The following is a 25,762-nucleotide window of genomic DNA, read 5'->3' as shown; positions in this document are numbered from 1 at the left end:
GGCGCGCCCGGGCCGGGGCGCGGGGTCAGGAGGGCGGGGCGAAGACGCCGGGGAACCACGCCACCGCGAGGGGATACCCCACGAAGGCGAACACGTCGATCAGGGTGTGGGCGATCACGAGCGGCATGATGCGGCCCCAGCGGCGGTAGCACCAGCCGAAGACCACGCCCATCGCGAAGTTGCCCACGATCGCACCGAGCCCCTGGTACGCGTGATACGCCCCCCGCAGCGCGGCGGTCGCGAGGATGATGCCCCACCACGACCAGCCGAGACGCCGGAGCCGGTCGAAGAGGTAGCCGACGAAGATGACCTCCTCGGTCAGCGCGGCGCGCAGCGCCGACAGCACGAGGAGGGGGATCGTCCACCACGCGGCGTCGAGCGGCGAGGCGACGACGGTGACCGTGATCCCCAGCATCCGGCCCACGACGTACAGCGCGAGGCCCGGGATGCCGATCACGAGCACGAGAAGGAGGCCGCGGCCGAGGTCCTGGCCGAACCGCCGGAAATCCAGGCCGATCCGGCGCAGCGCGTTCTGGCCGGGCTCCCACAACAGGTAGACGACCAGCGCGACCAGGGCGAGCGAGAAGAAGACGTCGAGGAACTGGTAGACCACATTCCACGCGGCCTCGGTGTCGACCGTGGGGTTCAGCTGCGTCTGCTGCTCCGAGATCGGCGTCGTGCGCAACGAGGCGCGAATAAGGGCGAGCACCGAGTACAGCGCCGACTGTCCGACGGTCACCGCCAGGACCAGCGAGACCTCCCAGAGGAGCCGGGTGCGCCCCTCGCGGGTGAGCGCGGGGGGCGCCGCAGCGGGGGAGGTCATCCCCACAGCGTGCCACGTCAAGGTCGGGCCGGAATGCCTGCGATACCCTGGAATGTCGGAATTCCCGATGTATCCCCTCAGCGCAAGGACACGTGAATGGCGCACGCCCTCCGTCCCGACCTCCGCAACGTCGCGATCGTCGCGCACGTCGACCACGGCAAGACCACCCTCGTGGATGCCATGCTCCGGCAGACCGGCTCCTTCGGCGAGCACGCCCACGTCGAGGAACGCGCGATGGACTCGAACGACCTCGAGCGCGAGAAGGGCATCACGATCCTCGCGAAGAACACCGCGATCACCTACAACGGGGCGCACACCGACGTGCCCGTGACGATCAACGTGATCGACACCCCGGGGCACGCCGACTTCGGCGGCGAGGTCGAGCGCGGCCTGTCGATGGTGGACGGCGTCGTGCTCCTCGTGGATGCGAGCGAGGGCCCGCTCCCGCAGACGCGCTTCGTGCTCCGCAAGGCCTTGGAGGCCAAGCTCCCCGTCATCCTGCTCGTCAACAAGACGGATCGTCCGGACGCGCGCATCGCCGAGGTCGAGGAGGAGAGCCACGACCTGCTGCTCGGCCTCGCATCCGACCTGCAGGACGACGTGCCCGATCTCGACGTCGACGCGCTGCTCGACGTGCCGGTCGTCTACGCGTCCGGTCGCGCGGGCGCGGCATCCCGCACGCGCCCCGAGAACGGCTCGCTGCCCGACAACGACGACCTCGAGCCGCTGTTCGAGGCGATCCTCGAGCACGTCCCCGCGCCGTCGTACGACGACGAGGCCCCGTTGCAGGCGTGGGTCACGAACCTCGACTCGAGCCCGTTCCTCGGCCGCCTCGCACTCCTGCGCGTCTTCAACGGCACGCTGAAGACGGGCCAGACCGTCGCGTGGGTGCGCCACGACGGCTCGCACTCCACCGCTCGGATCACCGAGCTCCTGAAGACCCGGGCGCTCGAGCGCTACCCCGCCGAGGAGGCCGGCCCCGGCGACATCGTCGCGATCGCCGGCATCGAGGAGATCACGATCGGCGAGACGATCGCCGATCCGGAGGACGTCCGGCCGCTGCCGGCCATCACGGTCGACGACCCGGCGATCTCGATGACGATCGGCACGAACACGTCGCCGCTCGTCGGCAAGGTCAAGGGTCACAAGCTGACCGCACGCATGGTGAAGGACCGCCTCGACCGTGAGCTCATCGGCAACGTGTCGCTCAAGGTGGTCGACATCGGGCGTCCGGATGCCTGGGAGGTGCAGGGCCGCGGCGAGCTCGCGCTCGCGATCCTCGTCGAGAACATGCGCCGCGAGGGCTTCGAGCTCACGGTCGGCAAGCCCCAGGTCGTCACGAAGAAGGTCGACGGCAAGACGTTCGAGCCGTTCGAGCACCTGACGGTCGACGCGCCGGAGGAGTACCTCGGCGCGATCACGCAGCTCCTCGCGAACCGCAAGGGCCGGATGGACGGGATGACCAACCACGGCACCGGGTGGGTGCGGATGGAGTTCATCGTCCCCTCGCGCGGCCTGATCGGGTTCCGCACGGAGTTCCTCACCACGACCCGCGGTACGGGGATCGCGAACGCGATCTCGCACGGATACGAGGCGTGGGCCGGCCACATCACCACGCGTCAGAACGGCTCGATCGTCGCCGACCGCATGGGTGTCGTCACGCCGTTCGCGATCATCGGCCTGCAGGAGCGGATGTCGTTCTTCGTGCAGCCCACGCAGGAGGTCTACGAGGGCATGGTCATCGGCGAGAACTCGCGCGCCGACGACATGGACGTGAACATCACGAAGGAGAAGAAGCTCACGAACATGCGGGCGTCGACCTCCGACTCGTTCGAGTCGATGACGCCGCCGCGGCAGCTGTCGTTGGAGGAGAGCCTCGAGTTCGCCCGCGACGACGAATGCGTCGAGGTGACTCCCGAGACGGTCCGTATCCGCAAGGTGGTGCTCGACGCCACCGAGCGCGGGCGCGCCGCCTCCCGCCTCAAGCGCCAGGACGCCAACGCCTGAGCGGGCGCCCAGGCGCACGCGCCTAGACTCAGCGCATGTCGTTCTCGTGGGGCCGCGTCGTCGCGTGGATCATCGCGCTCGCGGTCGGCGGCGTCTTCGGCGTCGCGGGCACGATCACGCACGCCTCTCTGTGGGGTGTCGTCCCGGTCGGGCTGATTCTCGCGCTCGTCGGGTGCGCAGCGCTCCTCCTCGCCATCCGGCTCCTCACCGGGGACCGGATCGCGGCGCTCGCGGCCGGCGTCGGGATGGGTGTCGTGACCTACATCCTCAGCGGGACGGGGCCCGGGGGATCGGTCGTGATGCCGAACGACGTGCTCAGCCTCATCTGGACGGTCGCCCTGGCGCTGATCATCGTGCTCGTCATCGCGTGGCCGTCGGGCGTCCGCAGCCGTCCGCGCGCGGACGTTTAGACTTGCTGGCGTGACGTATGTGATCGCTTTGCCGTGTGTGGATGTGAAGGATCGGGCGTGTATCGACGAGTGTCCTGTGGATTGCATCTACGAGGGTGAGCGGTCGTTGTACATCCATCCGGATGAGTGTGTGGATTGTGGGGCGTGTGAGCCGGTGTGTCCGGTGGAGGCGATCTACTACGAGGACGATGTTCCGGAGGAGTGGGCGGACTACTACACCGCGAATGTGGAGTTCTTCCAGGACGTGGGTTCCCCGGGTGGGGCGGCGAAGGTGGGTGTGATCCACAAGGACCACCCGTTGATCGCGGCGCTCCCCCCGCAGGGCGAGCACTGAGCCGGCCCCGCGCGTGAGCGTCCGGGACCTCGCCGACTACCCCTGGGACGCCGTCGTCCCCTACGCGGAGCGCGCCCGGGAGCATCCGGGCGGCATCGTCGACCTGTCGGTCGGCTCACCGGTGGATCCGACCCCACGGGTCGTCGAGGAGGCCCTCGCCGCGGCCGCCGACGCGCACGGCTACCCGCAGACGGTCGGTGCGCTGGCGCTGCGCGAGACGATCGTCGACTGGTTCCGGCGCCGTCGCGGCGTCGACGGGCTGACCCCCGCGCACGTCCTGCCGACGATCGGCTCGAAGGAGCTCGTCGCGCTGCTCCCGCTCCTGCTCGGCCTCGGCCCGGGCGACGTCGTGGTGCATCCGCGCGCCGCCTACCCGACGTACGAGGTCGGCGCGCGGCTGGTCGGCGCCACGCCCGTGGCGAGCGACGATCCCGCCGAATGGCCCGAGGGCGCCCGGCTCGTGTGGCTGAACTCGCCCGGCAACCCGGACGGACGCGTGTGGGATGCCGCGTCCCTGCGCACCGCCGTCGCGCGCGCGCGCGAACTCGGTGCCGTGCTGGCGGGGGACGAGTGCTACGCGGAGCTCGGCTGGGAGGCGCCGTGGGACCGAGAGCCGATCCCGTCCGTCCTCGACGCGCGGGTCACGCACGGCTCGACTGACAACGTGCTGGCGGTCTACTCCCTGAGCAAGCAGTCGAACCTCGCCGGCTACCGCGCCGCGCTCGTCGCAGGCGACCCCGAGCTGATCGCCCGCCTGCTCACGGCGCGCAAGCATCTCGGCCTCCTGCCGCCCGCGCCCGTGCAGGCGGCCATGACGGCCGCGCTCGCCGACGACGCGCACGTCGCGGAGCAGAAGGAGCGCTACCGGCGGCGCCGCGACCTGCTTCGGCCGGCGCTGGAGGCCGCCGGCTTCCGCATCGACGGCAGCGAGGCGGGCCTGTACCTCTGGGCCACCGAGGGCCGCGACGCGTGGGAGTCGATGGGCCGGCTCGCCGAGCTCGGCATCCTCGCCGGTCCCGGCCACTTCTACGGGCCGTTCCACCCGCAGCACGTGCGGTTCTCGCTCACCGCGAGCGACGAGCGGACCGCTGCGGCCGCCCAGCGTCTGCGCGCATCGACCGTTTCGTAGGCATCCTCACGTGAATGCTCGCCTTGTTTGGCGGGATTCATCATAGGCCGCGACGCCCAGTAGGCTGTAGATGCGGTCGCGCTTCGCGATCCCGACCCCCCTCGACCAAGAATCGCAAGGAGGCGCCGTGAGTGATGCACGTGCGGATCAGGACCAGGCCATTCTGACGGTCGGAGATCGAACCGCACAGCTGCCGGTCCTCCGGGGCACCGACGGCGTTCCGAGCATCGACATCGCGTCGCTCACGCGACAGACCGGGCACACGGCTCTCGACTACGGGTTCGTGAACACGGCCGCCACGAAGTCGGCGATCACCTTCATCGACGGCGAGCAGGGCATCCTCCGCTACCGCGGCTACCCGATCGAGCAGCTCGCGAAGAGCTCCACCTACCTCGAGGTCGCGTGGCTCCTCATCTACGGCGAGCTACCGACGGCCAGCGAGCTCGCCGACTTCGACGCGCGCATCCGCCATCACACGCTCGTCCACGAGGACCTCAAGCGCTTCTTCTCCGCGCTCCCGCACACGGCCCACCCGATGTCGGTGCTCTCGTCCGCCGTGTCGGCACTCTCGACCTACTACGAGAACGAGTCCGACCCGCACAACCCCGAGCACGTCGAGCTCAACACGATCCGGATGCTGGCGAAGCTGCCGGTCATCGCGGCGTACGCGCACAAGAAGAGCATCGGGCAGGCATTCCTGTACCCGGACAACGGCCTGAGCTTCGTGGACAACTTCCTGAAGCTCAACTTCGGTGTCTTCGCCGAGACCTACGAGATCAACCCGGTCATGTCCCGCGCGCTCGAGCGCCTCCTCATCCTCCACGAGGACCACGAGCAGAACGCCTCCACCTCCACGGTCCGCCTCGTCGGGTCGACGGGGGCGAACATGTTCTCCTCGATCTCGGCCGGCATCAACGCCCTCTACGGGCCGCTGCACGGTGGGGCGAACGAGGCCGTGCTCGCGATGCTGGCGCGGATCCGCGACTCCGGCGAGAGCGTGCAGCGCTTCGTGGAGCGCGTGAAGAACAAGGAGGACGGCGTCAAGCTCATGGGCTTCGGCCACCGGGTCTACAAGAACTACGACCCGCGCGCGAAGCTCGTGAAGGAGTCGGCCGACGAGGTGCTCGCCGAGCTGGGCGTCACCGACCCGCTCCTCGACCTCGCGAAGGAGCTCGAGGAGATCGCGCTCAGCGACTCGTACTTCGTCGAGCGCAAGCTGTACCCGAACGTCGACTTCTACTCGGGCGTCATCTACAAGGCGATGGGCTTCCCGCTGCGGATGTTCACGGTGCTGTTCGCGATCGGGCGCCTGCCCGGCTGGCTCGCGCACTGGCGCGAGGCGAACGCCGACCCGCAGACCAAGATCGGCCGCCCGCAGCAGCTCTACATTGGCGCCCCTGAGCGCACCTACCCCGGCGCCTGACGCCGGCAGGGCCTCGGGTCAGGGGGCCTCGGCGATCACGACGGCCTCCTCGGCCGCGATGCGGGCCTCGGCCGAGTCCGCGGAGCCGCGGCGCGGCGGGCGGACCACCGCGACGAGGATGCCTCCGGCCAGAGCCAGGCAGGCGGTCGTGATCCACGCCACGGCGAACCCGCTCTCCGGCGGGGCGGATGCCGAGGCGACGCCGCCGAAGACGAGGGTCGCGGTCAGGGCCGAGCCGATGGCGGAGCCGATCGTGCGGAGGTTCGCGTTCATGCCGGTCGCGACGCCGACGCGGTCCGCGGGCACGCTTTGCACGATGATGCTCGCGGCCGCGGCGTAGGACAGGCCGATCCCGATCCCGAAGACGCCGCCCGCGATCGCGAGCTGCCACGCGGCCTCGTGGAAGAGGACCGCGGCAACGGCCGCGGCGCCCATGAGGAGGCCGCCGCCGGCGAGCTGAGCGCGCAGCGGGACGACGCGCGACAGCGATCCGGTCACGAACCCGATCGCGCTCACGCCGATGAGGAGCGGCAGGAGCACGAGTCCGGCGGCCTGCGTGTCGAGGCCCAGGCCCCAGCCGGTCGCGGCCGTGACCTCGAGGAACTGCGGGAGGAAGCCCCAGAAGCCGAAGGCGGCGGCGCCCACCAGGATGCTCGCGACGTTCGTCGGCCAGATCGCGGGGCTCAGGAGCATCCGGATGTCGACGAGCGGCTGGCGGGCCCGGAGCTCCACCACGATCCACGCGGCGAACAGCATCGCCGCGAGGAGGAACAGGCCCAGCGTGAGGGGGCTCGACCAGCCCCAGCTGGCGCCGGAGCTGAGCGGCACGAGGAGCGCTACGAGCCAGCCGGAGAGGAGGAGCGCGGGCAGGACCGCGATCCGGCCCCGCGCGGCGGGTCCCGTCCGGCCGACGAGCAGCGCGGTCAGGACGAGACCGACGATGCTGATCGCCATCGGCACGAGGAAGAGGCCGCGCCAGCCGACCGCCGCGGCGATGGGGCCGGCCAGCACGCTGCCGGCCGCTCCGCCGATCGCCATGATCGCGCTCATCGCGCCGATCGCGCCGGTGATGCGGCGCGCGGGCATGAGGTCGCGGATGAGTCCGAACGCGAGCGGGAAGAGCGCACCGCCGACGCCCTGCAGCACGCGGGCCGCGATCAGCACTTCCAGGCTCGGCGAGAGCGCCGCGAGGAGGTCACCGAGCGCGCCCACCGCGAGCACGGCGAGGAACGTGCGCTTGCGCCCGTAGAGGTCGCCGACGCGGCCCAGGACGGGGGTCGCGACGGCGGCTGCGATGAGCCACGCCGTCATCGTCCACGAGGCCGCCTCCGCGGTGACGCCGAGCTCGTGCTGGATCATCGGGATGACCGGGATGACGAGGTTCTGGAGGAGCGCGAGTGACGCCACGCCGATGGCGAGGGCGGCGAAGGCGCTGTTGGGCGTGGGCCGGCGGGGCAAAAGGACGACCTTCCCTCGTGCAGATGCACGCGTATGATGGGTGATCGGAGGATTCCTCCGGTTCAGAGAATAGCGGAGGATGGCTCCGCTCAGCAAGCGCGTGGGCAGGAGATCCGATGAGCGTGGCGGAGAGCACCGGTGTGCCGGACGTCCGGCGGCCCCGTCGGGCCGACGCCGCCCGCAACTACGACGCCCTGATCGACGCCGGGCGCACCGCGTTCGCGGAGCACGGCTCCGGCGCCGCGCTCGAGGACGTCGCCCGCCGCGCCGGCGTGGGCATCGGCACCCTGTACCGCAACTTCCCCACGCGGGACGACCTCATCGAGGCCCTCTACGTCCGCGAGGTGGTGGCGCTCGCCGAGGCCGGGCAGGAGCTCCAGAGCCTGTCGCCGCGGGAGGGGCTGGACGGATGGCTCGCGCGGTTCGTCCAGTACATCGGCACGAAGCGCGCCCTCGTCGAGGGGCTCACGCGCGACTCCGACGTCATGGCGCAGTGCCGCGCGACGATGTACGCGTCGGGGGAGCCGCTGCTGACCCGGGCCCAGGAGTCCGGCGACGCCGACCCCGACCTCACGATCAGCGACGTCGTGCGTCTCGTGGCGGGGGTGACCGCGGCGGCCTACGAGAACGACGCGCAGCGCGACCGTGTGCTGGCCGCGGCCCTCCGCGGCATCCACCGCTGACGCGCCCGTTTCTCGCAGACGCCACATGTATTCGCGGCGCGCGAGCGAGGAACGATAGCTCGAACGGGCGCGGCTACGCGGGGTCGTGATGCCCGAGGTCGGCCGCGTGGTCGGGCACGAGCGTGGCAGGGTCGCGAGGAAGCCGCTCGTAGCCGCCGGATGCCGGCCGCGGCGGGATGTCGATCTCCTGGTAGGGCAGGGTCTCGTACGGCACGCGGGACAGCAGGTGATGGATCATGTTGATCCGTCCTCGGCGCTTGTCCTCGTTGTCGACCTCGAACCAGGGCGCCTCGGGGATGTTCGTCTGCGTGAACATCGTGTCCTTCGCGCGGGAGTAGTCCTCCCACTTCGTGATCGACGACACGTCGTTGGGGCTGAGCTTCCAGCGGCGCATGGGGTCCGCAGCCCGCGAGCGGAACCGGGCCTCCTGCTCGGCGTCCGAGATGCTGAACCAGTACTTCAGGAGCAGGATGCCGTCCTCCACGAGCAGCCGCTCGAAGATCGGCACCTGCCGCAGGAACCGCTGGTACTCCGCGGGCGTGCAGTAGCCCATGACCCACTCGACGCCGGCGCGGTTGTACCAGGAGCGGTCCATCAGGACGATCTCGCCGGCCGCGGGAAGGTGCGGCACGTAGCGCTGGAAGTACCACTCCGTGCGCTGCCGCTCCGTCGGCATGGGGAGGGCCACGATCTTCGTCACACGGGGGTTCAGGTACTCCGAGACGCGCTTGATCGTGGATCCCTTGCCGGCGGCGTCGCGGCCCTCGAAGATCACGACGACGCGCGCGCCGGTCGCCTGCACCCAGGCCTGCATGTCGACGAGGCGGGCTTGCAGGATGCTGAGCTCCTGTTCGTAGAGCTTCTTCGGCATCCGCCGGGTCATGCGTGCAGCGCCTCGTTGAGGGTCACGCCGTGGCCCGTGCGCCGGAGCGCCTCGATCGCGCCGGTCAGGGAGTTGCGGCGGAACAGGATGCCGTCGCCGCCGGACAGATCCGACCCCTTCACGACCGGGCGCGCCCCGTCGGGCCCGAGCGGAGCGTCGGCGACCACGACCTTCGAGCCGGCCGTGACGTAGAGCCCGGCCTCCACGACGCAGTCGTCGCCGAGCGAGATGCCGATGCCGGCATTCGCGCCGAGGAGCGTGCGGGCGCCGATGGAGATCCGGTGCGTGCCGCCGCCGGAGAGGGTGCCCATGATGGACGCGCCGCCGCCGATGTCGGTGCCCTCGCCGACGACGACGCCCTGCGAGATGCGGCCCTCGACCATGCTCGCACCGAGCGTGCCGGCGTTGAAGTTCACGAAGCCCTCGTGCATGACCGTGGTGCCGGGGGACAGGTGGGCGCCGAGGCGCACGCGCGCGGCATCCCCGATCCGAACGCCGGGAGGCGTGACGTAGTCGAGCAGCCGCGGGAACTTGTCGAGCGAGACGATCTGGATGCCGTCGCGCTGCAACAGCGGTCGCAGGCGCGTCGCGTCGTCCGGGTGCATGGGGCCCGCGTTCGTCCACGCCACGTTCGGGAGATGCCCGAAGATGCCGTCGAGGTTCACCTCGTTCGGGCGCACGAGCCGGTGCGACAGGGCGTGGAGGCGCAGGTACGCGTCGGAGGTGGAGGCCGGCGGCGCGTCCAGGTCGATCTCCACGACGACGGTGTCGACGACGACGGCGCGGCGCACGTCCGCGACCGCGAGCCGCTCGAGGGTCGCCGGCGGCCGGTCGGCCGCATACCCCTGGGGGAGGCGCCCGAGACTCGGCTCCGGGTACCACGTGTCCAGGACCGTGCCGTCTTCGGTCGCCGTCGCGAGGCCTTCGCCCCAGGCCCAACGCTCGTCGCTCATCTCTCCAGGCTAGCGAACCCGCTCGGTAGACTCGGGGGATGCCGCGTCTGGACCTCACCGAGTCCTCGATCGACCTGACCCGCACGATCTGCGACATCCCGAGCGTCTCCGACGAGGAGACCCCGCTCGCCGATGCCATCCACGACGCGATCGGTGCGCTACCGCACCTGTCCGTCTTCCGCGACGGCGACACGATCGTCGCCCGCACCGAGCTCGGGCGCCCCCACCGGGTCGTGATCGCGGGGCACATCGACACGGTGCCGATCAACGGCAACCTCCCGACGACCCTGGTCGGCGGCGAGCTCTGGGGGCGGGGCACGGTCGACATGAAGGCCGGGGTCGCGGTGCAGCTCAAGCTCGCGGCCGATCTCGAGGCGCCCCGCTACGACGTGACGTGGATGTGGTACGACCACGAGGAGGTCGACGCGCAGCGCAACGGCCTGACGCGCCTCGCGCGGACGCGACCGGACCTGTTCGCCGGGGACTTCGCGATCCTCGGCGAGCCGTCGAACGGCGAGGTCGAGGGCGGCTGCAACGGCAACCTCCGCGTCATGGTCCGCGCGCACGGACGCCGCTCGCACAGTGCACGCTCGTGGGTGGGCGAGAACGCGATCCACAAGGCTGCGCCGATCCTCGCGCGCCTCGCCGTGTACGAGGCCCGCACCGTGACCGTCGACAGTCTGGACTACCGCGAGGGCCTCAACGCCGTGCGGATGCGCGGCGGGATCGCGGGGAACGTCATCCCCGACCTCGCCGAGATCGAGGTGAACTACCGCTTCGCCCCGAGCACCTCCGGGGCTCAGGCCGAGCAGCACGTGCGCGACGTGTTCGACGGCTTCGAGGTGGAGCTCCTCGACCTCGCCGAAGGCGCGCGGCCCGGGCTCGACGCGGCGTTCGCGCAGGAGTTCGTGGCATCCGTCGGCGGCGTCGCGAAGCCGAAGTACGGCTGGACGGACGTCGCCCGGTTCTCCGCGATGGGCGTCCCGGCCGTGAACTACGGGCCGGGCGACCCGATGCTCGCGCACCACGACGACGAGCGCGTGCCCGTCGCGCAGATCGAGGCCGTCGAGCGGGGCCTGCGCACGTGGCTCACGGGCGCCTAGGCGCGCTCGTGCGGCGCCTGCGAGCGACGCCGTGGCTGTGGATCGGCATCGTCTACGTCCTGTCGCGGCTCGTCACGACCGGGTTCTTCGCGCTCGCGGCGAACGCGTCGACATCCCTCTCGCGATTCGGCGCGCGACCCTCGCTCGGTGATCTGTTCCTCGGCTGGGACGCGCAGTGGTACTGGTTCACCGCGGTCAACGGCTATCCGTCGAGCCTGCCGCTGACCCAGACCGGGGCTGTCGCGGAGAACCAGTGGGCCTTCATGCCCCTGTACTCGTACCTATCGGCCGCCGTCGGCGCCCCGTTCGGCTCCTGGGGCGTCGGCGGCGTCCTCGTCTCGCTCGTCGCGGGCTACCTGTCGTGCCTCGTGCTGTACCGGATGCTGCGGATGCGCCTGCCGGCTGCGGCCTCGGCGTGGGCGGTCGTCTTCTTCGCCGCAGGTCCGCTCGCGGCCATGTTCCAGGTCGCGTACGCCGAGTCGCTGGCGCTGCTCTGGCTCTTCCTCGGGCTGTGGCTCGTGATGCGGCGACGATACGCGTGGCTGTTCCTGCTCATCCCGCTGATGGCGTTCACGCGGCCCGGCGTGCTCGCGTTCGCCCTGATGCTGGGGCTCCTCCTCCTCTGGCGGGTCGTGCGCCGGCGCCGCGAGGCGCTCCCCGTGCGCGAGGCGGTGCTGCTCGGCGCGGCCGCGGCGTGGGCCGCGGTGCTCGGGTTCGCGTGGCAGTGGATCGCGGGGATCGCGACGGGGGACCCCGGCGCCTACCTCGTGACGGAGCTGGCGTGGCGGCGGAACTGGATCCCCGACTCCGGCACCCAGTTCCTGCCGTTCGACGGGTTCCTCGAGGGGGTGCGGTTCTGGTTCACGGCCTGGGGCCCCGGCCCGGTGGTCGGCTACATCGTGCTGGGCGCGCTGATCCTCGGGGTCGCGGCCCTGCTCCTGTTCGAGCCGCACGTGCGGAAGCTCGGGATCGAGCTGCGCCTGTGGACGGCGAGCTACCTGCTGTACCTGCTCGCCGTGTTCTTCCCGCAGTCGAGCGTGTTCCGGCTGCTCCTTCCGGTATCGCCGCTGTTCGGGGCGCTGGCGGTGCCGCGCTCGCGCGCGTGGCGTATCGGCGTGCTGGTCGTGTGCCTGCTCGGGCAGTGGTGGTGGATCTACAACATGTACGGCCTGGGGAACACGTACTGGCAGATCCCGTAACGATAAACTTGCTACTCAGGAACGTGACAGCGAAGGGGGCCGCCATGGCAGCTATGAAGCCGAGAACCGGAGATGGTCCGATGGAGGCCGTGAAGGAGGGGCGCCTGATCATCGTGCGCGTCCCCCTGGAAGGCGGCGGACGCCTCGTCGTCTCCGTCAATGACGCGGAGGCGAAGGAGCTCTACGACGTCCTCAGTGGCGTCGTGAACGTCTGACTCTGGCTTCGAGTGGCCGGTTCCTGCAGGGGACCGGCCACTCGCGTGTCCGGATCAGTCGGATGCCGCGACCGCGAGCTGCAGGAGGCCCTCGCCGGTCGTCGACAGCGCGCCGATCACGGCGGGTGACGCCTGGGTCTCCTGGATGAGCGAGCGGTACGCGACCGTGACGGCGTCGCGCCGCGTGGGATCGGCGACCGCGCCTCCGCGGAGGACACGCGGGACGAGCACGATCCCGCCGGGCTTCACGAGACGCAGCCCGTGCTCGACGTACTCGATGACGCCCGCGGGGTCGGCATCCACCAGCACGATGTCGTACGAGGCCTCGTTCATGCGGGGCAGGACGTCGCCCGCGCGGCCGGTGATGTAGCGGAGGCGGGTCGACGGGATGCGGGCATCCGTGAACGCGCGTCGGGCCGCGGCGAGGTGCTCGGGCTCGCTGTCGATCGTGGTGAGGATCGCGCTCGGCGCGCCGCGGAGCAGCCACAGCCCGGAGACGCCACCGCCCGTGCCGATCTCGACGATGCTCGCGGCGTGCGTCGCGGCCGCGATCACCGCGAGCTGCGCGCCGACGGCGGCGCTGATCGGCTCGGCGCCGAGCTCGAGAGCGTGCATCCGCGCGCGGACCAGGTAGTCCGGCTCGACGGTCGCCTCCTCGGCGAACCGTGCGTTCGCGGCATGATCGCTCATCGGCTGCGCTCCTCCCTCAGACCTCCCTTAGCGTAGGCGTCCGCCGGCCCGTCGCCGCTGAGGCGCGGCGGTAACCTTGACGGCATGATCTTCGGGCTCACCATCGAGAAGCTGCTGCTGATCGGTGTGATCGCGGCGCTCCTCGTGGGCCCCGAACGCCTGCCGCGCTACGCGGAGGGTCTCGCCCGGCTGACGCAGCGCGCTCGCGACATGGCGCGGGGCGCCCGCAGCCGGATGCGCGACGAGATGGGCCCCGAGTTCGACGAGGTCGACTGGCGCAAGCTCGACCCGCGGCAGTACGACCCGCGTCGCATCATCCGCGAGGCCCTGCTCGACGACCCGCCCCCCGCGACCCTCCGCGCGAGTGCGGGTACGGGTACGGGTACGGGTGCGGGCGGTGCCGGGTCGGGGGCGGGTGCGGTGGGTGCCGCGGCATCCACCTCGCCGACGCCCGGCGCGACCCCGTACGACTCCGAGGCGACCTGATCCCCGCCGAGGCGTAAGGCCCGGCCTCCCCGAGCCCCGACCCCCGGCCCTCGGCCCGAGCCCACGTGCTGCTCGCGAGACCACCCCTTCAGCGCGCGATAAGCAGGTGTGTTCGCGACGAGGAGGTGGGCTGGGGGTTGGGCGCGCGGGCCCCGCGAGCAGGGAGAGGCGCGGGCACGACCCCGCACGACTCCGAGGCGATCTGACCCGCCCCCCGCCCCCCGCGCGAGCCCGGCCCCTCGCCGGAGCCCGGGCCGTCCTGAGCCCACGTGCTGCTCGCGAGACCACCCCTTCAGCGCGCGATGAACGGGTGGGCTCGCGAGGAGGAGGTGGGCTCGCGGGGCTGGGGGAAGGGGCGGCTCGCGGGCGAGCGGGTTAGCGGACGTGGAGGGGGAGGGGGCGGCCGGGGAGGTCCCGCGGGGAGCGGGCGAGGGCCGCGGCCAGGGCGGTGATCGCCTGCGCTGCGGGGTCCTCGGGCTCGGCCACGACCACGGGGATGCCGGCGTCCGCGCTCGCGCGGAGCGCGGGGCTCAGCGGGATCGAGGCGAGCAGGGGCACCGCGGCATCCGGCTCCGACAGTGCCGCCGCGACCGCGGTTCCGCCGCCCGCGCCGAAGAGGTCGAGCACGGTGCCGTCCGGCAGCGTGAGGGGCGCCATGTTCTCCACGACCCCGGCGACGCGCTGGCCGGTCTGCCGCGCGACGAGTCCGCTGCGGATCGCGACGTCCGCGGCGGCCGACTGCGGGGTCGTCACCACGAGCACCTCGGCGTGCGGAAGGAGCTGGCCGACCGAGATCGCGACGTCGCCGGTCCCGGGCGGCATGTCCACGAGCAGCACGTCGAGGTCGCCGAAGTGCACGTCGCGCAGGAACTGCTCGATCGTCCGGTGCAGCATCGGCCCGCGCCAGGCGACCGCGGACCGCTCCTCGCCCTCGCGCAGGAACATCCCGATCGAGATCGTCTTCACGTCGTGCGCGACCGGCGGCACGATGAGCGCGTCGATCCGCGTCGGCCGCGCGGTGTGTCCGTCGGCGTCGACGAGCCCGAGAAGCCCGGGGATCGAAAACCCGTGCACGTCGGCGTCGACGAGCCCGACGCGCAGCCCCTGCCGCGCGAGCGCCACCGCGAGGTTCGCGGTCACAGTGGATTTCCCGACGCCCCCCTTGCCGCTCGTCACGGCGATCACGCGCGTGAGCGAGTCCGGAGTGAACGGGATGCCGCGGCCCCCGCGTAGCTGCGCGGTCAGCGCGGCCCGCTCCTCCGGCGTCATCACCGTGACCTCGACGTCGACCGCGTCGACGCCGTCGACGGAGAAGGCCGCCTCCCGCACGTCGCGTTCGATCCGGTCGGCGGCGGGGCATCCGACGATCGTGAGGGCTATGCCGACGCGGGCATGCGTCCCGTCGACCGTGATGTCGCGCAGCATCCCCAGCTCGGACAGGGGTCGGCGGAGCTCCGGATCGGAGACGGCGCCGACCGCGTCGCGAACGGCGCGTTCGAGAGGAACGGTGTCAGGACTCATTGCGCTGGCGCTTCCGCTCTCGCTTCTTCGCGCCGTCGGGATCCTGGATGTCCTCGAGCAGCGCCCTCAGCTCCTGTCGCAGGTAGTCGCGGTTCACGGCCTCTCCGGAGAACTCGTTCAGGGTCATCCGCAGCGCCACGATCTCGCGGGCCAAATACTCGGTGTCGGCGAGGTTGCGCTCGGCGCGCTGCCTGTCCTGCTCGATCTGCACCCGGTCGCGGTCGTCCTGCCGGTTCTGCGCGAGAAGGATGAGGGGAGCGGCATACGACGCCTGCAGGGAGAGGATCAGCGTCAGCAGTGTGAAGTTCGTCGCGGCGGGATCGAACTGCCACTCGGGCGGCATGAAGATGTTCCACAGCAGCCAGGCAGCGACGAACACCGTCATGCCGAGGATGAAGCCGGAGGTGCCCATCGCGCGGGCGAACGCCTCAGAGAACCGGCCGAACCGGTCTCTCGACGGCTGCGCGCCCCGGCTCAGGCCGAGGCCCCTGCGGCGGAGTCCCCGGGGTGCGTCGAACCCTTCGTACCGCGTCGCCCGCGCCATCACGAGGACGCTCCCGCGGGAGCGGGCGTATCGTGCTCGTCACCGCCGAAGCGCCAGTCCTCGGGCAGCAGGTAGTCCAGCACGTCGTCGATGCTGACCGCGCCGACGAGCCGGTGCGCCTGGTCGACGACGGGGAGGGAGACGAGGTTGTAGCTCGCGAGGATGCGCGCGACCTCCGCGGCGGGAGTGTCCGCGGGCACCGGCTCGAGCGTGTCGTCGATGATCGTGCCCAGCCGCTCGTGCGGCGGGTAGCGCAGCATCCGCTGGAAGTGCACGGTGCCGAGGAGCCGTCCCGTCGGCGTTTCGTAGGGCGGCAGCGTGATGAACACCGACGCGGCGAGCGCCGGGTGCAGCTCGTGGCGGCGGATGACGGCGAGCGCCTCGGCGACCGTCGCGGTGGCCGCAAGCACGATCGGTTCCGGCGTCATGAGGCCGCCGGCAGTGTCGGGCTCGTACTTCAGCAGGGCGCGGACGTCGTCGGCCTCGTCGGGCTCCATGAGCTCGAGCAGAGCCTCGAGTCGGCCCTCGGGGAGCTGACCGAGGACGTCGGCGGCGTCGTCGGGCTCCATCGCGTCGAGGATGTCGGCGGCGCGCTCGTCGCCGAGGCGGTTGAGGATGTGCACCTGCTCGTCCTCCGGCATCTCCTCGAGCGCGTCCGCAAGCCGGTCGTCGGAGAGCTCCTCCGCCACCTCGATGAGCCGGTGCTCGGGGAGGTCGAGGAGGGTCGTGGCGAGGTCGGCGGGCTTGAGCTCGGAGAAGCTCGCGACGAGGAGCTCGGCCGTCTGGGGAGAGGCGGGATCCTGCACCTCGCGCACGTCCGACCACTCCGCGAACGTCGTGGGGCCCTTCGCGAACGGGGACGCGCTCGTCTTGGGGCGGCGGAGGAACAGCTGCCCGACATCCCACTCGCCGACGCGGTTGCGCTCGATCGCGACATCCTCGATGACGGCCTGGCCGGATCCATCGACGAGTTGCACGCGCCGACCGAGCATCTCGGCGAGCACGCGTACCTCGCCGCCGCGCTGCTGGAAGCGGCGCACGTTGATGAGACCGGTCGTGATGACCTGCCCCGCGGCGATCGAGGTCACGCGCCCGATCGACACGAACACGTGGCGTCTGCCCGGGATCTCGATCACGAGTCCGACGACGCGGGGCGCGTCGCTTCGCCGATAGATCACGACGACGTCGCGCACTCGGCCGAGGCGATCGCCCGCGGGATCGAAGACCCCGCATCCGGCCAGGCGCGCGATGAAGACCCGTTGCGTGCTCACTCGACTAAGCGTAGTCCGCGCCCCTCCCTGCGGCCGGGGACGTCGGGCTTCGCGAGGCGCGTGGCAAGATGGACGGATGAGCATGCCGCGCGGAGCATTCCCGCCCGGACCCAGCGATGTCGGGCACACCGTGGCCGCGTTCCCGACGTACGAGGCGGCGCAGAAGGCGGTCTCGGCGCTGATCGCGGGGGAGATCCCGGCGCGCGAGATCGTGATCGTCGGCATCGGGATCCGCTCCGTCGAGCGCGTGACCGGACGCCTCGGCTACGCGTCCGCGGCCCGTGCGGGCGCCGTGAACGGTGTGCTGCTCGGTCTCGTCCTCTCCGCGTTCTTCGTGCTCGGCAGCCCGAACGTGCAGATCCAGGTCTTTCTCGGGGTGATGTTCGTCGGCATCGCGATTGGGATGCTGTTCAACCTTCTCCTCTACGTCCTCCTGCGTCGCCGGCGCGACTTCGCGTCGGTCATGCAGTTCGTCGCAGACCGGTACGAGGTGAACGTCTCCGCTGGGAACGTCCTGCGCGCCCGTGACGTGCTCGGGCCCGTCGCTGCGGCGCCTGCCCGCCCGGCCCCGCCCGCATCCGCGCACGAGCCGCCCCGCTACGGCGAGCGCCTTCCCGACCGTTCCGCGCGGCCCGCGCCGCCCGCTGAGGACGCGCCGCCGTCGGGGGCCCCGGGTTCACCGGACTCGGGTTCGGACTCCCCGGGTTCGCCGGACTCCGCGGGTTCGCCGGGCGACGAGCCCGACCCGCGCCGAGGCGACTCCGCGCCGTAGTCCGGCCCGAGGTGCGGGCCAAGGGTCAGGCGCGCAGGCGCTGGACCCACTCCTCGACCTCGTCGGCCGTGCGGGGGATCGCGGCGGAGAGGTTCACGGGGCCGGATGCCGTCATGAGCACGTCGTCCTCGATGCGCACGCCGATGCCGCGGAGCTCCTCGGGCACGGTGAGGTCGTCGGCCTGGAAGTAGAGGCCCGGCTCGATCGTGAAGACCATACCCTCCTCCAGGAGCCCGTCGTAGTACATGTCGCGACGCGCCTGCGCGCAGTCGTGCACGTCGAGGCCCAGGTGGTGGCTCGTGCCGTGCACCATGTACCGGCGATGCTGTCCGCCGCGGTCGGCGTCGAGCGCCTCCTCGGCCGTGACCGGGAGGAGCCCCCACTCCGCGACCCGCGCGGCGATCACGGCCATGGCCGCCTCATGCACGGTGCGGAACGGCACGCCCGGCCGGGCGGCCGCGAACGCGGCATCCGCGGCCTCCCGCACGGTCTCGTACACGCGCCGCTGCACGGGCGAGAAGCGGCCGGAGACCGGGAGCGTGCGGGTGATGTCCGCCGTGTAGAGGCTGTCGACCTCGACCCCGGCGTCGATCAGGATGAGGTCGCCGTCCTCGACGGCGCCGTCGTTGCGGGTCCAGTGCAGGTAGCAGGCGTGGGCACCGGATGCCGCGATGGTGTCGTACCCCTCGGCGTTGCCGTCCTGGCGGGCCCTGCGGTGGAACACGCCCTCCACGACGCGCTCGCCGCGGCGGTGCGCGATCGCCTCCGGAAGCGCCCGGACGATGTCGTCGAAGCCGCGTGCGGTCGCCTCGACCGCGAGGCGCAGCTGCGCGATCTCGTCGGCGTCCTTCACGAGGCGCAGCTCGGAGACGAACCCGGTCAGCTCCGGATCCCGGTCGACCTGGAGGTCGTCGGGGCCGGGGCGGAACGCGTCGACGTGCGCGGTCGCGATGCCGAGGTCCGCGGCGACGGCGTCGAGCGCCGGGCGCGGGCCGATCCAGAACTCGCCGATCGAGGCGTTCGCGTAGAACTCGGGCGAAGTGCGGTCGGCGCGCTCGCGGAAGTAGAGGGTCACGTCGTGGCCCGCGCCGTCGCGGGGCTCGAACACGAGCACGGCGCCCGGCTCGGCATCCGATCCCCATCCGGTCAGGTGCGCGAAGGCGGAGTGCGGCCGGAACGGATAGTCCGTGTCATTGCTGCGCTGCCGCAGGTCGCCGGCCGGGATCACGAGGCGGCGGCCGGGGAACGCGGCGGAGACGGCGTCGCGGCGGCGCGCGGCCGATGCGGCGCCGTCGCGCGGAGCGGGGGACACGTCGTCGCGCGGCGCCCAGCCCTCGGAGATCGTCGCGAGGAACCCGGCGGGGAAGGGCTGGCGGCGGTTCTGGGTCACCGGCTCGGTGTCGTCCGTCCCCTGAGTGTCGTCCATCCCCTCAGTGTCGCACGCGCGTCATCCGGCGGGTTCGAGCTGGACCACGAGCGGACGGTGATCGGATCCGGAGTCGTCGAGCGCGTCCAGGACGATGGATCCGGTTGCCTTCCAGTTCGGCGTCGCCATGACGTGGTCGATCGGCGCGCCGACGAGCTCGGGGAGGCTCGTCGGCCACGTGCCGACGGCGCCGTTGCCGGTGGCGGCCGCCGCGTCGCGGCAGTCGCCGAGAGTGCCACCGTCCGTCCCGAGGCCGGTCATGTGGTCGAGCGTCGCGTTGAAGTCGCCCGCCATGATGACGTTGCCGCCGGCGCACTGGTCGGCGAGCCACTGGAGGTCGTCGCGCCAGTGCTGGATGTCCTCCTGGCGCGGGGCCACCGCGTGCGCGGCGACGATCGTCGGGCCCTTGCCGTCGATGGGCATGGCGACGGCACTCGGCACGGTCGAGGTGTTGCTGGAGCCGTCGGCGGACGACTCGATGACGGAGTAGTCGCCGAGTTCCGGGCTGATGAGGATCGTGGTGGAGTCGGCCGCCCAGGGACCGAGCGTCGTGTGGTGCACCCACATGGGCCGTCCGAGGTTGCGCATCGCGACGGCGACGGCCTCGCCGGTGTCGACCGTGGTCTCCGGCAGGGTCACGACGTCGGCGCTCATCGCGACCGCGGTCTGGGCGATCACCTGGGCGGACGTGGCCGTGCCCGCGGTGTTCCACGTCATGATCCGCAGGCTCGTGTCGGTCGGGCTCGGCAGCTGATTCGATCCCACGCCGCGCTGCAGAAGGATGAATCCGCCGACGCCGGCGGTGACGGCGAACACGACCGCGAAGGCAAGCATCAGGGCACGCATCGGACGGGCGAGCGCCAGCAGCAGGCACACGACGAGCAGGGCGCCGAGCACGAGCACCACGATCGTGCGGAACGAGATGATCTGGGCCAGCGGAAACGTGCGCTCGAGGTGGAAGAAGCCGGGCCAGGTGAGGATGATGGCCGGGATCGCGACCACGATCGTCACGAGGATCCCGAGCAGCCGCCGCACGTCGGCGACTCTAGGACACGCGGCTGAGAGATCGGCCGGTGGCACCCCGCGCTACCCTCAGAGGATGCAGGAGCGGCGCAGGTTCGAGGGACCGAGCGACCTCCACCTCCACTCGACCCGCTCCGACGGGACCGAGCCCCCGCAGATGGTCGTCCAGGCCGCGCACGACCACGGGCTGCGCACGATCGCGCTGACGGACCACGACACGACCGACGGCTGGGCCGAGGCCGCGGAGGCATCCGCCTCGCTCGGAATGACGTTCATCCCCGGGATGGAGCTGAGCGCCGCGCACGGATGGCGCAACGTGCACGTCCTCGCCTATCTGATCGACCCCGACGACGCCGAGCTGCGCGCCGAGACCGAGCGCATTCGCGAGGACCGGGTGGGGCGGGCCGAGCGCATCGTCGCGAACATCTCCCGCGATTACGACCTGCAGTGGGAGGACGTCCTCGCGCAGACCTCCGCCGGGGCGACGGTCGGCCGCCCGCACATCGCTGACGCGCTCGTCGCGCGCGGGTTCGTGCGCGACCGCGGCGAGGCGTTCGCCGGCATCCTCCATCCGCGTGAGGGGTACTTCGTGCCGCACGACGCGCCCGACCCCTGGACCGCCGTGCGGCTGGTCGTCGCGGCCGGGGGAGTGCCGATCATCGCGCATCCGGCCACCAGCGGACGGGACCGGATGATGCCGCTCGGCGTGATGGCCGAGCTCGTCGAGCTGGGCCTCGCGGGCTTCGAGATCGACCATCGCGAGAACACGGAGGCCGGCAAGCGCACCCTCCGTGAGTTAGCGCGGCGCCACGACCTCATCGTGACCGGGTCGAGCGACTACCACGGCCGCGGGAAGCCGAACCTGCCCGGCGAGAACACGACGTCCGACGCCATGGTGGCGCGGATCCTCGAGCGCGGAACGGGCTCGGCCCCGGTCTACCCCTAACGCGAGAACGCGCGTATGTCCTGCACGCACGGCGTGTCGAGGACATACGCGCGTTCTCGCGCGGTGGGGGTCAGATCAACCGAGGGCCTTGGCCTTGATCTGGTCGTACTCCGCCTGCGTGATGGTTCCGGCGTCGAGGAGCGACTTCGCCTTCGCGATCTCCTCCGACGGGCTCGCGCCGGCGACCTGCTTGATGTAGTCATCCTGCGCCTGCTGGACCTGGCGCATTTCCTTCTGGCTGCGCTCGGCCATGCCGCGGCCGCGCGCGATGAGGTAGATCAGCGCCGTCAGGAACGGCACGAAGATGAGGAAGATGATCCAGACGGCCTTCCACCAGCCGTTGAGCTTGTGGTCGCGGAACAGGTCACCGATGATCGCGAACAGCGCGAACAGGTACGCCACGAAGACGAAGATCCAGAGGAACCACCAGATCAAGTCCCAGAACGAGCCCCAGAATCCCTGGTACTCGACCGCAGTCGAAATGAGGTGCACGGTCGTGCCTTTCTCTCGAGGGAGCGCGGCGAAGGTGCGGCGCATTCGTTACTCTAGCCAACCCCTCGGCAAACACTCAGGTTGAGTCCCGTTGGCTCGTCCCGTGCGGCAACGGACGTCTCTCGAACGGCGGATCGACCTCTTCGCCTCCCGTCGGCTCGCCCGCGCGCCGACCACGGGCGTCCGCGGATTCCTCGTCGAGGCGGGCGTCTTCGTCGCGAAGCAGGCCTGGGCCTGCGTGTTCGGTGCGCTGCTGCTCGCGGTGATCGTCGCCGCGCGGCTCTGGTATCCCGGCGACGCTGTGCTGGCCCGCAACGATGCGCTGACGATCGCAGCGGTCCTCATCCAGATCGCGATGCTCGCCGGACGCCTGGAGTCCGGTCGCGAGCTGTGGGTCGTGATCCTCTTCCACGTGACGGGGACCGCGATGGAGCTGTTCAAGACCGACGTCGGCTCGTGGGCATACGACGGCGAGGGCGTCCTCCGCATCGCCGGGGTGCCGTTGTTCAGCGGGTTCATGTACGCCGCAGTCGGCTCTTACATGGTGCGTGTGTACCGGCTGTTCGACCTGTCGTTCACGCGGTACCCACGCCGATGGCTCACGATCGTGGTCGCGGTGCTGATCTACGCGAACTTCTTCTTCCACCACTTCTGGTGGGACCTGCGCTGGATCCTCGTCGTCGCGGTGCTGGTGCTCTGGGCGCCGACGACGATGTACGCCCGCTCCTGGCGGCGAGTGGTCCGGATGCCGGTCCTCGCCGCCTTCGCCGGCGTTGCGGTGTTCATCTATCTCGCCGAGAACATCGGCACGTGGGCCGGCGCGTGGACGTATCCCGATCAGATCGGGGGATGGGAGCCGGTCGCGATCACGAAGCTCGTGTCGTGGTTCCTGCTGATGATCGTCTCGGTCGTGCTCGTGACGTTCGTCTACCCACCCCGCCCGCCGAGCGCGGGGATGCGCCGACGGCGGAGCTAGGCGACCCCGGTCGCGCCTGCCGCGCCCGAGGACGGGCGACGCCGCCGGCGACGCCGGCGGGCGGGAGCTGCGGTTCCGTCGCGGTGCTCGGTCCCGCCGCCGTCGTGCGTGCCGCCGCCCTGGGTGCGCTCCGTGGCGACCGTGACATCGCCGGCCTCGACGCTCGGGGCGCCTTCGGCCGCGGCGCCCGATCCGCTCCCGCCGCGCCGGCGGCGCCGGCGCGGTCCGCTCTCGCCCTCGGCGGACGCCGATGCGGACGCGGGACGGGGCTCGCGCTCCGCGACCGGGGCGGTGCGGATGCGGCCCTTCGTGCCGGCGGGGATGTCGAGGTCCGTGTACAGGTGCGGGCTGGACGAGTACGTCTCGACTGGCTCAGGCTGGCCGAACTCGAGCGCGCGGTCGATGAGGGCCCACTTGTGCAGGTCCTCCCAGTCGACGAACGTCACCGCGATGCCGGTGCGCCCGGCGCGGCCGGTGCGGCCGGCGCGGTGCAGGTACGTCTTCTCGTCATCCGGGATCGTGTGGTTGATGACGTGCGTCACGTCGTCGACGTCGATGCCGCGCGCGGCGACGTCCGTCGCGATCAGCACTTCCTTCTTGCCGGCCTTGAAGGCGGCCATCGAGCGCTCGCGCGCCTCCTGGCTCATGTCGCCGTGGACCGCCGCGGTGTTGAAGCCGCGGTCGCTGAGCTCGTCCGTGAGCTTCTGGGCGGCGCGTTTCGTGCGCGTGAAGATGACGGTCTTGCCGCGGCCCTCGGCCTGGAGGATCCGCGCGATGACCTCGTCCTTGTCGAGCGAGTGCGCGCGGTAGACGAGGTGGCGGATGTTCGCCTGCGTGAGACCCTCGTCGGGGTCGGTCGCGCGCATGTGGATCGGGTTCGACATGAACCGGCGGGCGAGCGCGATGATCGGGCCGGGCATCGTCGCGCTGAACAGCTGCGTATGCCGGACCGCGGGGACCTTCGAGAAGATCTTCTCGATGTCGGGGAGGAAGCCCAGGTCGAGCATCTTGTCCGCCTCGTCGAGCACGACCTCGGTCGCGTTCGAAAGGTTCAGGAGGCGCTGGTTCGACAGGTCGATGAGGCGACCGGGCGTACCGACGACGATCTGGGCCCCGGCCTGGAGCTGCTCGATCTGCCCCTCGTACGCCTTGCCGCCGTAGATCGCGACGACGCTCGTGGAGCGACCTTCGGTCAGCATGTCCATGTCCTCGTAGACCTGGACGGCGAGCTCGCGCGTCGGCACCACGATGAGCGCTTTCACCCCGTGCTCGGGGTCGAGGCCGAGGCGCTGGACGACGGGGATGCCGAAGCCGAAGGTCTTGCCGGTGCCGGTCTTGGCCTGGCCGATGATGTCCTGGCCCGAGAGGCCGAGGGGGATGGTCTGCTCCTGGATGGGGAACGCGTCCTCGATCCCGCGCGTGGAGAGCGCGGTAACGATGTCGGCGTCCACGCCGAGGTCGGCGAAGGTCGTCACGATATGCCTGATTTTCTGTGGGGGTTGTGGGCGGCGAGTGCGCCGCGATACGGATCCACGCCCTCACTGAGCCGCAGGCGCGGTCGCCCCGATCCGGTGCCGGGGTCTGCTCCAGGATACGGCAGCCTCCCGGACGCACCGGTCGCGGCCTGGCGGGCGGCCGCGCCGGGGCCCCCTAGGGTGGTGCTGTGCTCGAATGGTTCCGCCGTTCGCGTCGCCCGGTCGGACGCATCCTGACGCTCCGCTCGCGCGGCGACCACGGTGACGCGGTGCGGGTGGACTTCGCCGAACTCGCGCCCGACGTCGACACGTTCCTCGGGCAGGCGGCCTACCTGCAGCTCGGCTTCTTCGAGACGCTCAGCGAGCTGATCGCGCAGACGCCCGAGCTCGACCGTAAGGAGGCGCTCGCCCGCGCGGCGGGTGCGGCCCTGCGCAAGCACCAGGAGCTCGTGGCGCTCATCCGCGACCGTGGCGACGATCCGACCGCGCTCATGCTCCCGTTCCGCGAACCCCTCGACGCGTTCCGCACCGCGACGCACGGGGTGCGGCCGCCGGAGACCATGCTCTCGGTGCGGCTCATCGCCGGGATGCTCGACGACTTCTACCTGTCGCTCGCGGCGAGCTACGGCGAGACGGGGCGTCGTGTCGGACGGATCCTCAGCGCCGACGACGACCGCGAGGCGATCGCTCAGGTGCTCGCGGACATCATCCGGAGCGACGCGGAGTGGGCGTCGCTCCTCGCGATGTGGGGACGGCGCATCGTCGCGGATACGCTGCTCGTCGCGAGCGCGGCGCTCCGCCCGACGCGGCTGGAGGCCGCCGACCAGAAGCGGGTCGAGCCCGTGTTCACGCACCTGCTCGCCGCGCACGCGCAGCGGATGGAGTCGCTCGGTCTCGAGGCCTGAGCCCGCGGCTCAGGAGATGCCGAGCCGGTCGCGCGCGTGCGCGTCGCGGACCCGGCGGACACGCGCCATGATCGCGACGACGGGGAACGTGACGATGGCGGGGACGAGGATCGCGGCGAACCAGATCCACGGGTCGGACGTCACCGCTCCCGCCCAGGTCATCCCCATCCACGCCGCGGCGGACACGACGGCCCCGAGGATCGGCGCGATCGCGGCGCCGCGCGTCGCGCGATGCGGCAGCGCGAAGTGGGCGATGAGGCCCACCGCGGCACCGAAGACGATCGCGAGAACGATGTCCATGGCGGCGTCAGGCGACGAAGCCGACCCGGCGCGACTCCTCGGTCCCGAGCTCGACGTACGCGAGGCCCGCGGTCGGGACGATGTAGGAGTTGCCCTTGTTGTCGGAGAAGAGGATGTGCGCTGCACCCGACTCGAGGGCCGTCGTCACGGACGCCCGGACGTCGTCGGCACTGTCGTGCGTCTCGAAGTTGAGCTCGCGGCCGGTGTTCGTGATGCCGATGCGGATCTCCACGGTGTGCCTCTCTCCCCGCGCCGGTCGCCGGCGCCCCCTCGACTCTACGACACGGGTTCGGGTGCCCGACGGCGGTCGCGCAC

Annotated in this window: 28 protein-coding genes; 14 read left to right on the top strand and 14 right to left on the bottom strand. The window is 71.3% G+C overall.

Features of this window, described 5'->3' with window-relative positions; all coding sequences use genetic code 11:
- Nucleotides 1–25: 25 nt before the first annotated feature.
- Nucleotides 26–823, bottom strand: coding sequence for a CPBP family intramembrane glutamic endopeptidase (locus ABCS02_RS19840; protein WP_345837419.1), 798 nt, complete (start codon nt 821–823; stop codon nt 26–28).
- 96 nt (nt 824–919) lie between these two features.
- Here ABCS02_RS19840 and typA point away from each other — a divergent pair, with 96 nt between their 5' ends.
- The 5 genes from typA to ABCS02_RS19815 all read left to right on the top strand — a co-directional run bounded on the left by typA (nt 920) and on the right by ABCS02_RS19815 (nt 6,126).
- The gene (gene typA / locus ABCS02_RS19835; RefSeq protein WP_345837418.1) at nt 920–2,830 is read left to right on the top strand and encodes a translational GTPase TypA; all 1,911 of its coding nucleotides are present in this window, start codon (nt 920–922) and stop codon (nt 2,828–2,830) included.
- Between the two features lie 35 nt (nt 2,831–2,865).
- On the top strand, nt 2,866–3,240 hold the full coding sequence (locus ABCS02_RS19830; protein ID WP_345837417.1) for a DUF6113 family protein: 375 nt from the start codon (nt 2,866–2,868) through the stop codon (nt 3,238–3,240).
- A gap of 10 nt (nt 3,241–3,250) precedes the next feature.
- Nucleotides 3,251–3,574, top strand: a complete 324-nt coding sequence (gene fdxA, locus ABCS02_RS19825; RefSeq protein ID WP_345836123.1) for a ferredoxin — start codon at nt 3,251–3,253, stop codon at nt 3,572–3,574.
- A 13-nt stretch (nt 3,575–3,587) separates the two neighbouring features.
- Nucleotides 3,588–4,703 (top strand): succinyldiaminopimelate transaminase, encoded by a 1,116-nt coding sequence (dapC, locus tag ABCS02_RS19820; RefSeq protein ID WP_345837416.1) that lies wholly within the window; start codon nt 3,588–3,590, stop codon nt 4,701–4,703.
- Nucleotides 4,704–4,830: 127 nt separating this feature from the next.
- Entirely contained in the window at nt 4,831–6,126 is a 1,296-nt protein-coding gene (locus ABCS02_RS19815) for a citrate synthase (RefSeq protein WP_345837415.1), read from the top strand.
- A gap of 18 nt (nt 6,127–6,144) precedes the next feature.
- Here ABCS02_RS19815 and ABCS02_RS19810 read toward each other — a convergent pair whose 3' ends face one another.
- Nucleotides 6,145–7,584 carry an MFS transporter gene (locus tag ABCS02_RS19810; protein WP_345837414.1) on the bottom strand — a complete coding sequence of 480 codons (1,440 nt, stop codon included), beginning with the start codon at nt 7,582–7,584 and terminating at the stop codon, nt 6,145–6,147.
- Between the two features lie 116 nt (nt 7,585–7,700).
- Between ABCS02_RS19810 and ABCS02_RS19805 the strand changes: the two genes are divergently transcribed.
- Nucleotides 7,701–8,267, top strand: coding sequence for a helix-turn-helix domain-containing protein (locus tag ABCS02_RS19805; protein WP_345837413.1), 567 nt, complete (start codon nt 7,701–7,703; stop codon nt 8,265–8,267).
- A 73-nt stretch (nt 8,268–8,340) separates the two neighbouring features.
- On the opposite strand, the gene ppk2 is transcribed toward ABCS02_RS19805, so the two are convergent.
- Both ppk2 and dapD read right to left on the bottom strand, forming a co-directional pair.
- The gene (gene ppk2 / locus ABCS02_RS19800; RefSeq protein ID WP_345837412.1) at nt 8,341–9,150 is read right to left on the bottom strand and encodes a polyphosphate kinase 2; all 810 of its coding nucleotides are present in this window, start codon (nt 9,148–9,150) and stop codon (nt 8,341–8,343) included.
- A complete protein-coding gene (dapD, locus tag ABCS02_RS19795) occupies nt 9,147–10,103 on the bottom strand; it encodes a 2,3,4,5-tetrahydropyridine-2,6-dicarboxylate N-succinyltransferase (protein WP_345837411.1) in 957 nt (318 codons plus the stop codon). Before dapD ends, ppk2 begins: the two co-directional genes overlap by 4 nt.
- Before the next feature lie 38 nt (nt 10,104–10,141).
- Here dapD and dapE point away from each other — a divergent pair, with 38 nt between their 5' ends.
- Genes dapE through ABCS02_RS19780 form a run of 3 tightly spaced genes read left to right on the top strand, consistent with a single transcriptional unit; the run spans nt 10,142 to nt 12,620 of the window.
- Nucleotides 10,142–11,206, top strand: coding sequence for a succinyl-diaminopimelate desuccinylase (dapE, locus tag ABCS02_RS19790; protein ID WP_345837410.1), 1,065 nt, complete (start codon nt 10,142–10,144; stop codon nt 11,204–11,206).
- An 8-nt stretch (nt 11,207–11,214) separates the two neighbouring features.
- Nucleotides 11,215–12,405: a hypothetical protein gene (locus ABCS02_RS19785; protein ID WP_345837409.1), complete on the top strand. Its 1,191-nt coding sequence runs from the start codon at nt 11,215–11,217 to the stop codon at nt 12,403–12,405.
- Between the two features lie 44 nt (nt 12,406–12,449).
- Nucleotides 12,450–12,620, top strand: a complete 171-nt coding sequence (locus tag ABCS02_RS19780; RefSeq protein WP_345837408.1) for a DUF3117 domain-containing protein — start codon at nt 12,450–12,452, stop codon at nt 12,618–12,620.
- A 54-nt stretch (nt 12,621–12,674) separates the two neighbouring features.
- Here ABCS02_RS19780 and ABCS02_RS19775 read toward each other — a convergent pair whose 3' ends face one another.
- The gene (locus tag ABCS02_RS19775) at nt 12,675–13,310 is read right to left on the bottom strand and encodes a class I SAM-dependent methyltransferase (protein ID WP_345837407.1); all 636 of its coding nucleotides are present in this window, start codon (nt 13,308–13,310) and stop codon (nt 12,675–12,677) included.
- An 84-nt stretch (nt 13,311–13,394) separates the two neighbouring features.
- Here ABCS02_RS19775 and ABCS02_RS19770 point away from each other — a divergent pair, with 84 nt between their 5' ends.
- Entirely contained in the window at nt 13,395–13,796 is a 402-nt protein-coding gene (locus ABCS02_RS19770; protein WP_345837406.1) for a Sec-independent protein translocase TatB, read from the top strand.
- Nucleotides 13,797–14,171: 375 nt separating this feature from the next.
- Here ABCS02_RS19770 and ABCS02_RS19765 read toward each other — a convergent pair whose 3' ends face one another.
- Genes ABCS02_RS19765 through ABCS02_RS19755 form a run of 3 tightly spaced genes read right to left on the bottom strand, consistent with a single transcriptional unit; the run spans nt 14,172 to nt 17,132 of the window.
- Nucleotides 14,172–15,317: a P-loop NTPase gene (locus tag ABCS02_RS19765; protein ID WP_345837405.1), complete on the bottom strand. Its 1,146-nt coding sequence runs from the start codon at nt 15,315–15,317 to the stop codon at nt 14,172–14,174.
- Nucleotides 15,307–15,861: a DUF1003 domain-containing protein gene (locus ABCS02_RS19760; RefSeq protein ID WP_345837404.1), complete on the bottom strand. Its 555-nt coding sequence runs from the start codon at nt 15,859–15,861 to the stop codon at nt 15,307–15,309. Before ABCS02_RS19760 ends, ABCS02_RS19765 begins: the two co-directional genes overlap by 11 nt.
- Nucleotides 15,861–17,132: a CBS domain-containing protein gene (locus tag ABCS02_RS19755; RefSeq protein ID WP_345837403.1), complete on the bottom strand. Its 1,272-nt coding sequence runs from the start codon at nt 17,130–17,132 to the stop codon at nt 15,861–15,863. Before ABCS02_RS19755 ends, ABCS02_RS19760 begins: the two co-directional genes overlap by 1 nt.
- Before the next feature lie 76 nt (nt 17,133–17,208).
- Between ABCS02_RS19755 and ABCS02_RS19750 the strand changes: the two genes are divergently transcribed.
- Entirely contained in the window at nt 17,209–17,904 is a 696-nt protein-coding gene (locus tag ABCS02_RS19750; RefSeq protein ID WP_345837402.1) for a general stress protein, read from the top strand.
- A gap of 25 nt (nt 17,905–17,929) precedes the next feature.
- Here the strand turns inward: ABCS02_RS19750 and ABCS02_RS19745 are convergent, their stop codons facing one another.
- Both ABCS02_RS19745 and ABCS02_RS19740 read right to left on the bottom strand, forming a co-directional pair.
- On the bottom strand, nt 17,930–19,330 hold the full coding sequence (locus tag ABCS02_RS19745) for an aminopeptidase P family protein (RefSeq protein WP_345837401.1): 1,401 nt from the start codon (nt 19,328–19,330) through the stop codon (nt 17,930–17,932).
- Between the two features lie 21 nt (nt 19,331–19,351).
- Nucleotides 19,352–20,365, bottom strand: a complete 1,014-nt coding sequence (locus ABCS02_RS19740; protein ID WP_345837400.1) for an endonuclease/exonuclease/phosphatase family protein — start codon at nt 20,363–20,365, stop codon at nt 19,352–19,354.
- A gap of 64 nt (nt 20,366–20,429) precedes the next feature.
- Here ABCS02_RS19740 and ABCS02_RS19735 point away from each other — a divergent pair, with 64 nt between their 5' ends.
- Nucleotides 20,430–21,299 carry a PHP domain-containing protein gene (locus ABCS02_RS19735; protein ID WP_345837399.1) on the top strand — a complete coding sequence of 290 codons (870 nt, stop codon included), beginning with the start codon at nt 20,430–20,432 and terminating at the stop codon, nt 21,297–21,299.
- Between the two features lie 75 nt (nt 21,300–21,374).
- Here ABCS02_RS19735 and ABCS02_RS19730 read toward each other — a convergent pair whose 3' ends face one another.
- Nucleotides 21,375–21,836 carry an SHOCT domain-containing protein gene (locus ABCS02_RS19730; RefSeq protein ID WP_345837398.1) on the bottom strand — a complete coding sequence of 154 codons (462 nt, stop codon included), beginning with the start codon at nt 21,834–21,836 and terminating at the stop codon, nt 21,375–21,377.
- A gap of 58 nt (nt 21,837–21,894) precedes the next feature.
- Here ABCS02_RS19730 and ABCS02_RS19725 point away from each other — a divergent pair, with 58 nt between their 5' ends.
- Nucleotides 21,895–22,767, top strand: coding sequence for a DUF817 domain-containing protein (locus ABCS02_RS19725; protein ID WP_345837397.1), 873 nt, complete (start codon nt 21,895–21,897; stop codon nt 22,765–22,767).
- Here ABCS02_RS19725 and ABCS02_RS19720 read toward each other — a convergent pair.
- Complete coding sequence (locus ABCS02_RS19720; protein WP_345837396.1) at nt 22,764–24,242, bottom strand: DEAD/DEAH box helicase; 1,479 nt, start codon at nt 24,240–24,242, stop codon at nt 22,764–22,766. The genes ABCS02_RS19725 and ABCS02_RS19720 overlap by 4 nt on opposite strands.
- Nucleotides 24,243–24,430: 188 nt before the next feature.
- Between ABCS02_RS19720 and ABCS02_RS19715 the strand changes: the two genes are divergently transcribed.
- Entirely contained in the window at nt 24,431–25,147 is a 717-nt protein-coding gene (locus tag ABCS02_RS19715) for a ferritin-like fold-containing protein (RefSeq protein WP_345837395.1), read from the top strand.
- Between the two features lie 9 nt (nt 25,148–25,156).
- Here ABCS02_RS19715 and ABCS02_RS19710 read toward each other — a convergent pair whose 3' ends face one another.
- Both ABCS02_RS19710 and ABCS02_RS19705 read right to left on the bottom strand, forming a co-directional pair.
- Nucleotides 25,157–25,447: a hypothetical protein gene (locus tag ABCS02_RS19710; RefSeq protein WP_345837394.1), complete on the bottom strand. Its 291-nt coding sequence runs from the start codon at nt 25,445–25,447 to the stop codon at nt 25,157–25,159.
- A 7-nt stretch (nt 25,448–25,454) separates the two neighbouring features.
- Nucleotides 25,455–25,679: a DUF3107 domain-containing protein gene (locus ABCS02_RS19705; protein WP_345837393.1), complete on the bottom strand. Its 225-nt coding sequence runs from the start codon at nt 25,677–25,679 to the stop codon at nt 25,455–25,457.
- Nucleotides 25,680–25,762: the final 83 nt, after the last annotated feature.

Source organism: Microbacterium sp. X-17 (assembly GCF_039615055.1).
This window is presented reverse-complemented; position numbering and strand designations above follow the sequence as displayed.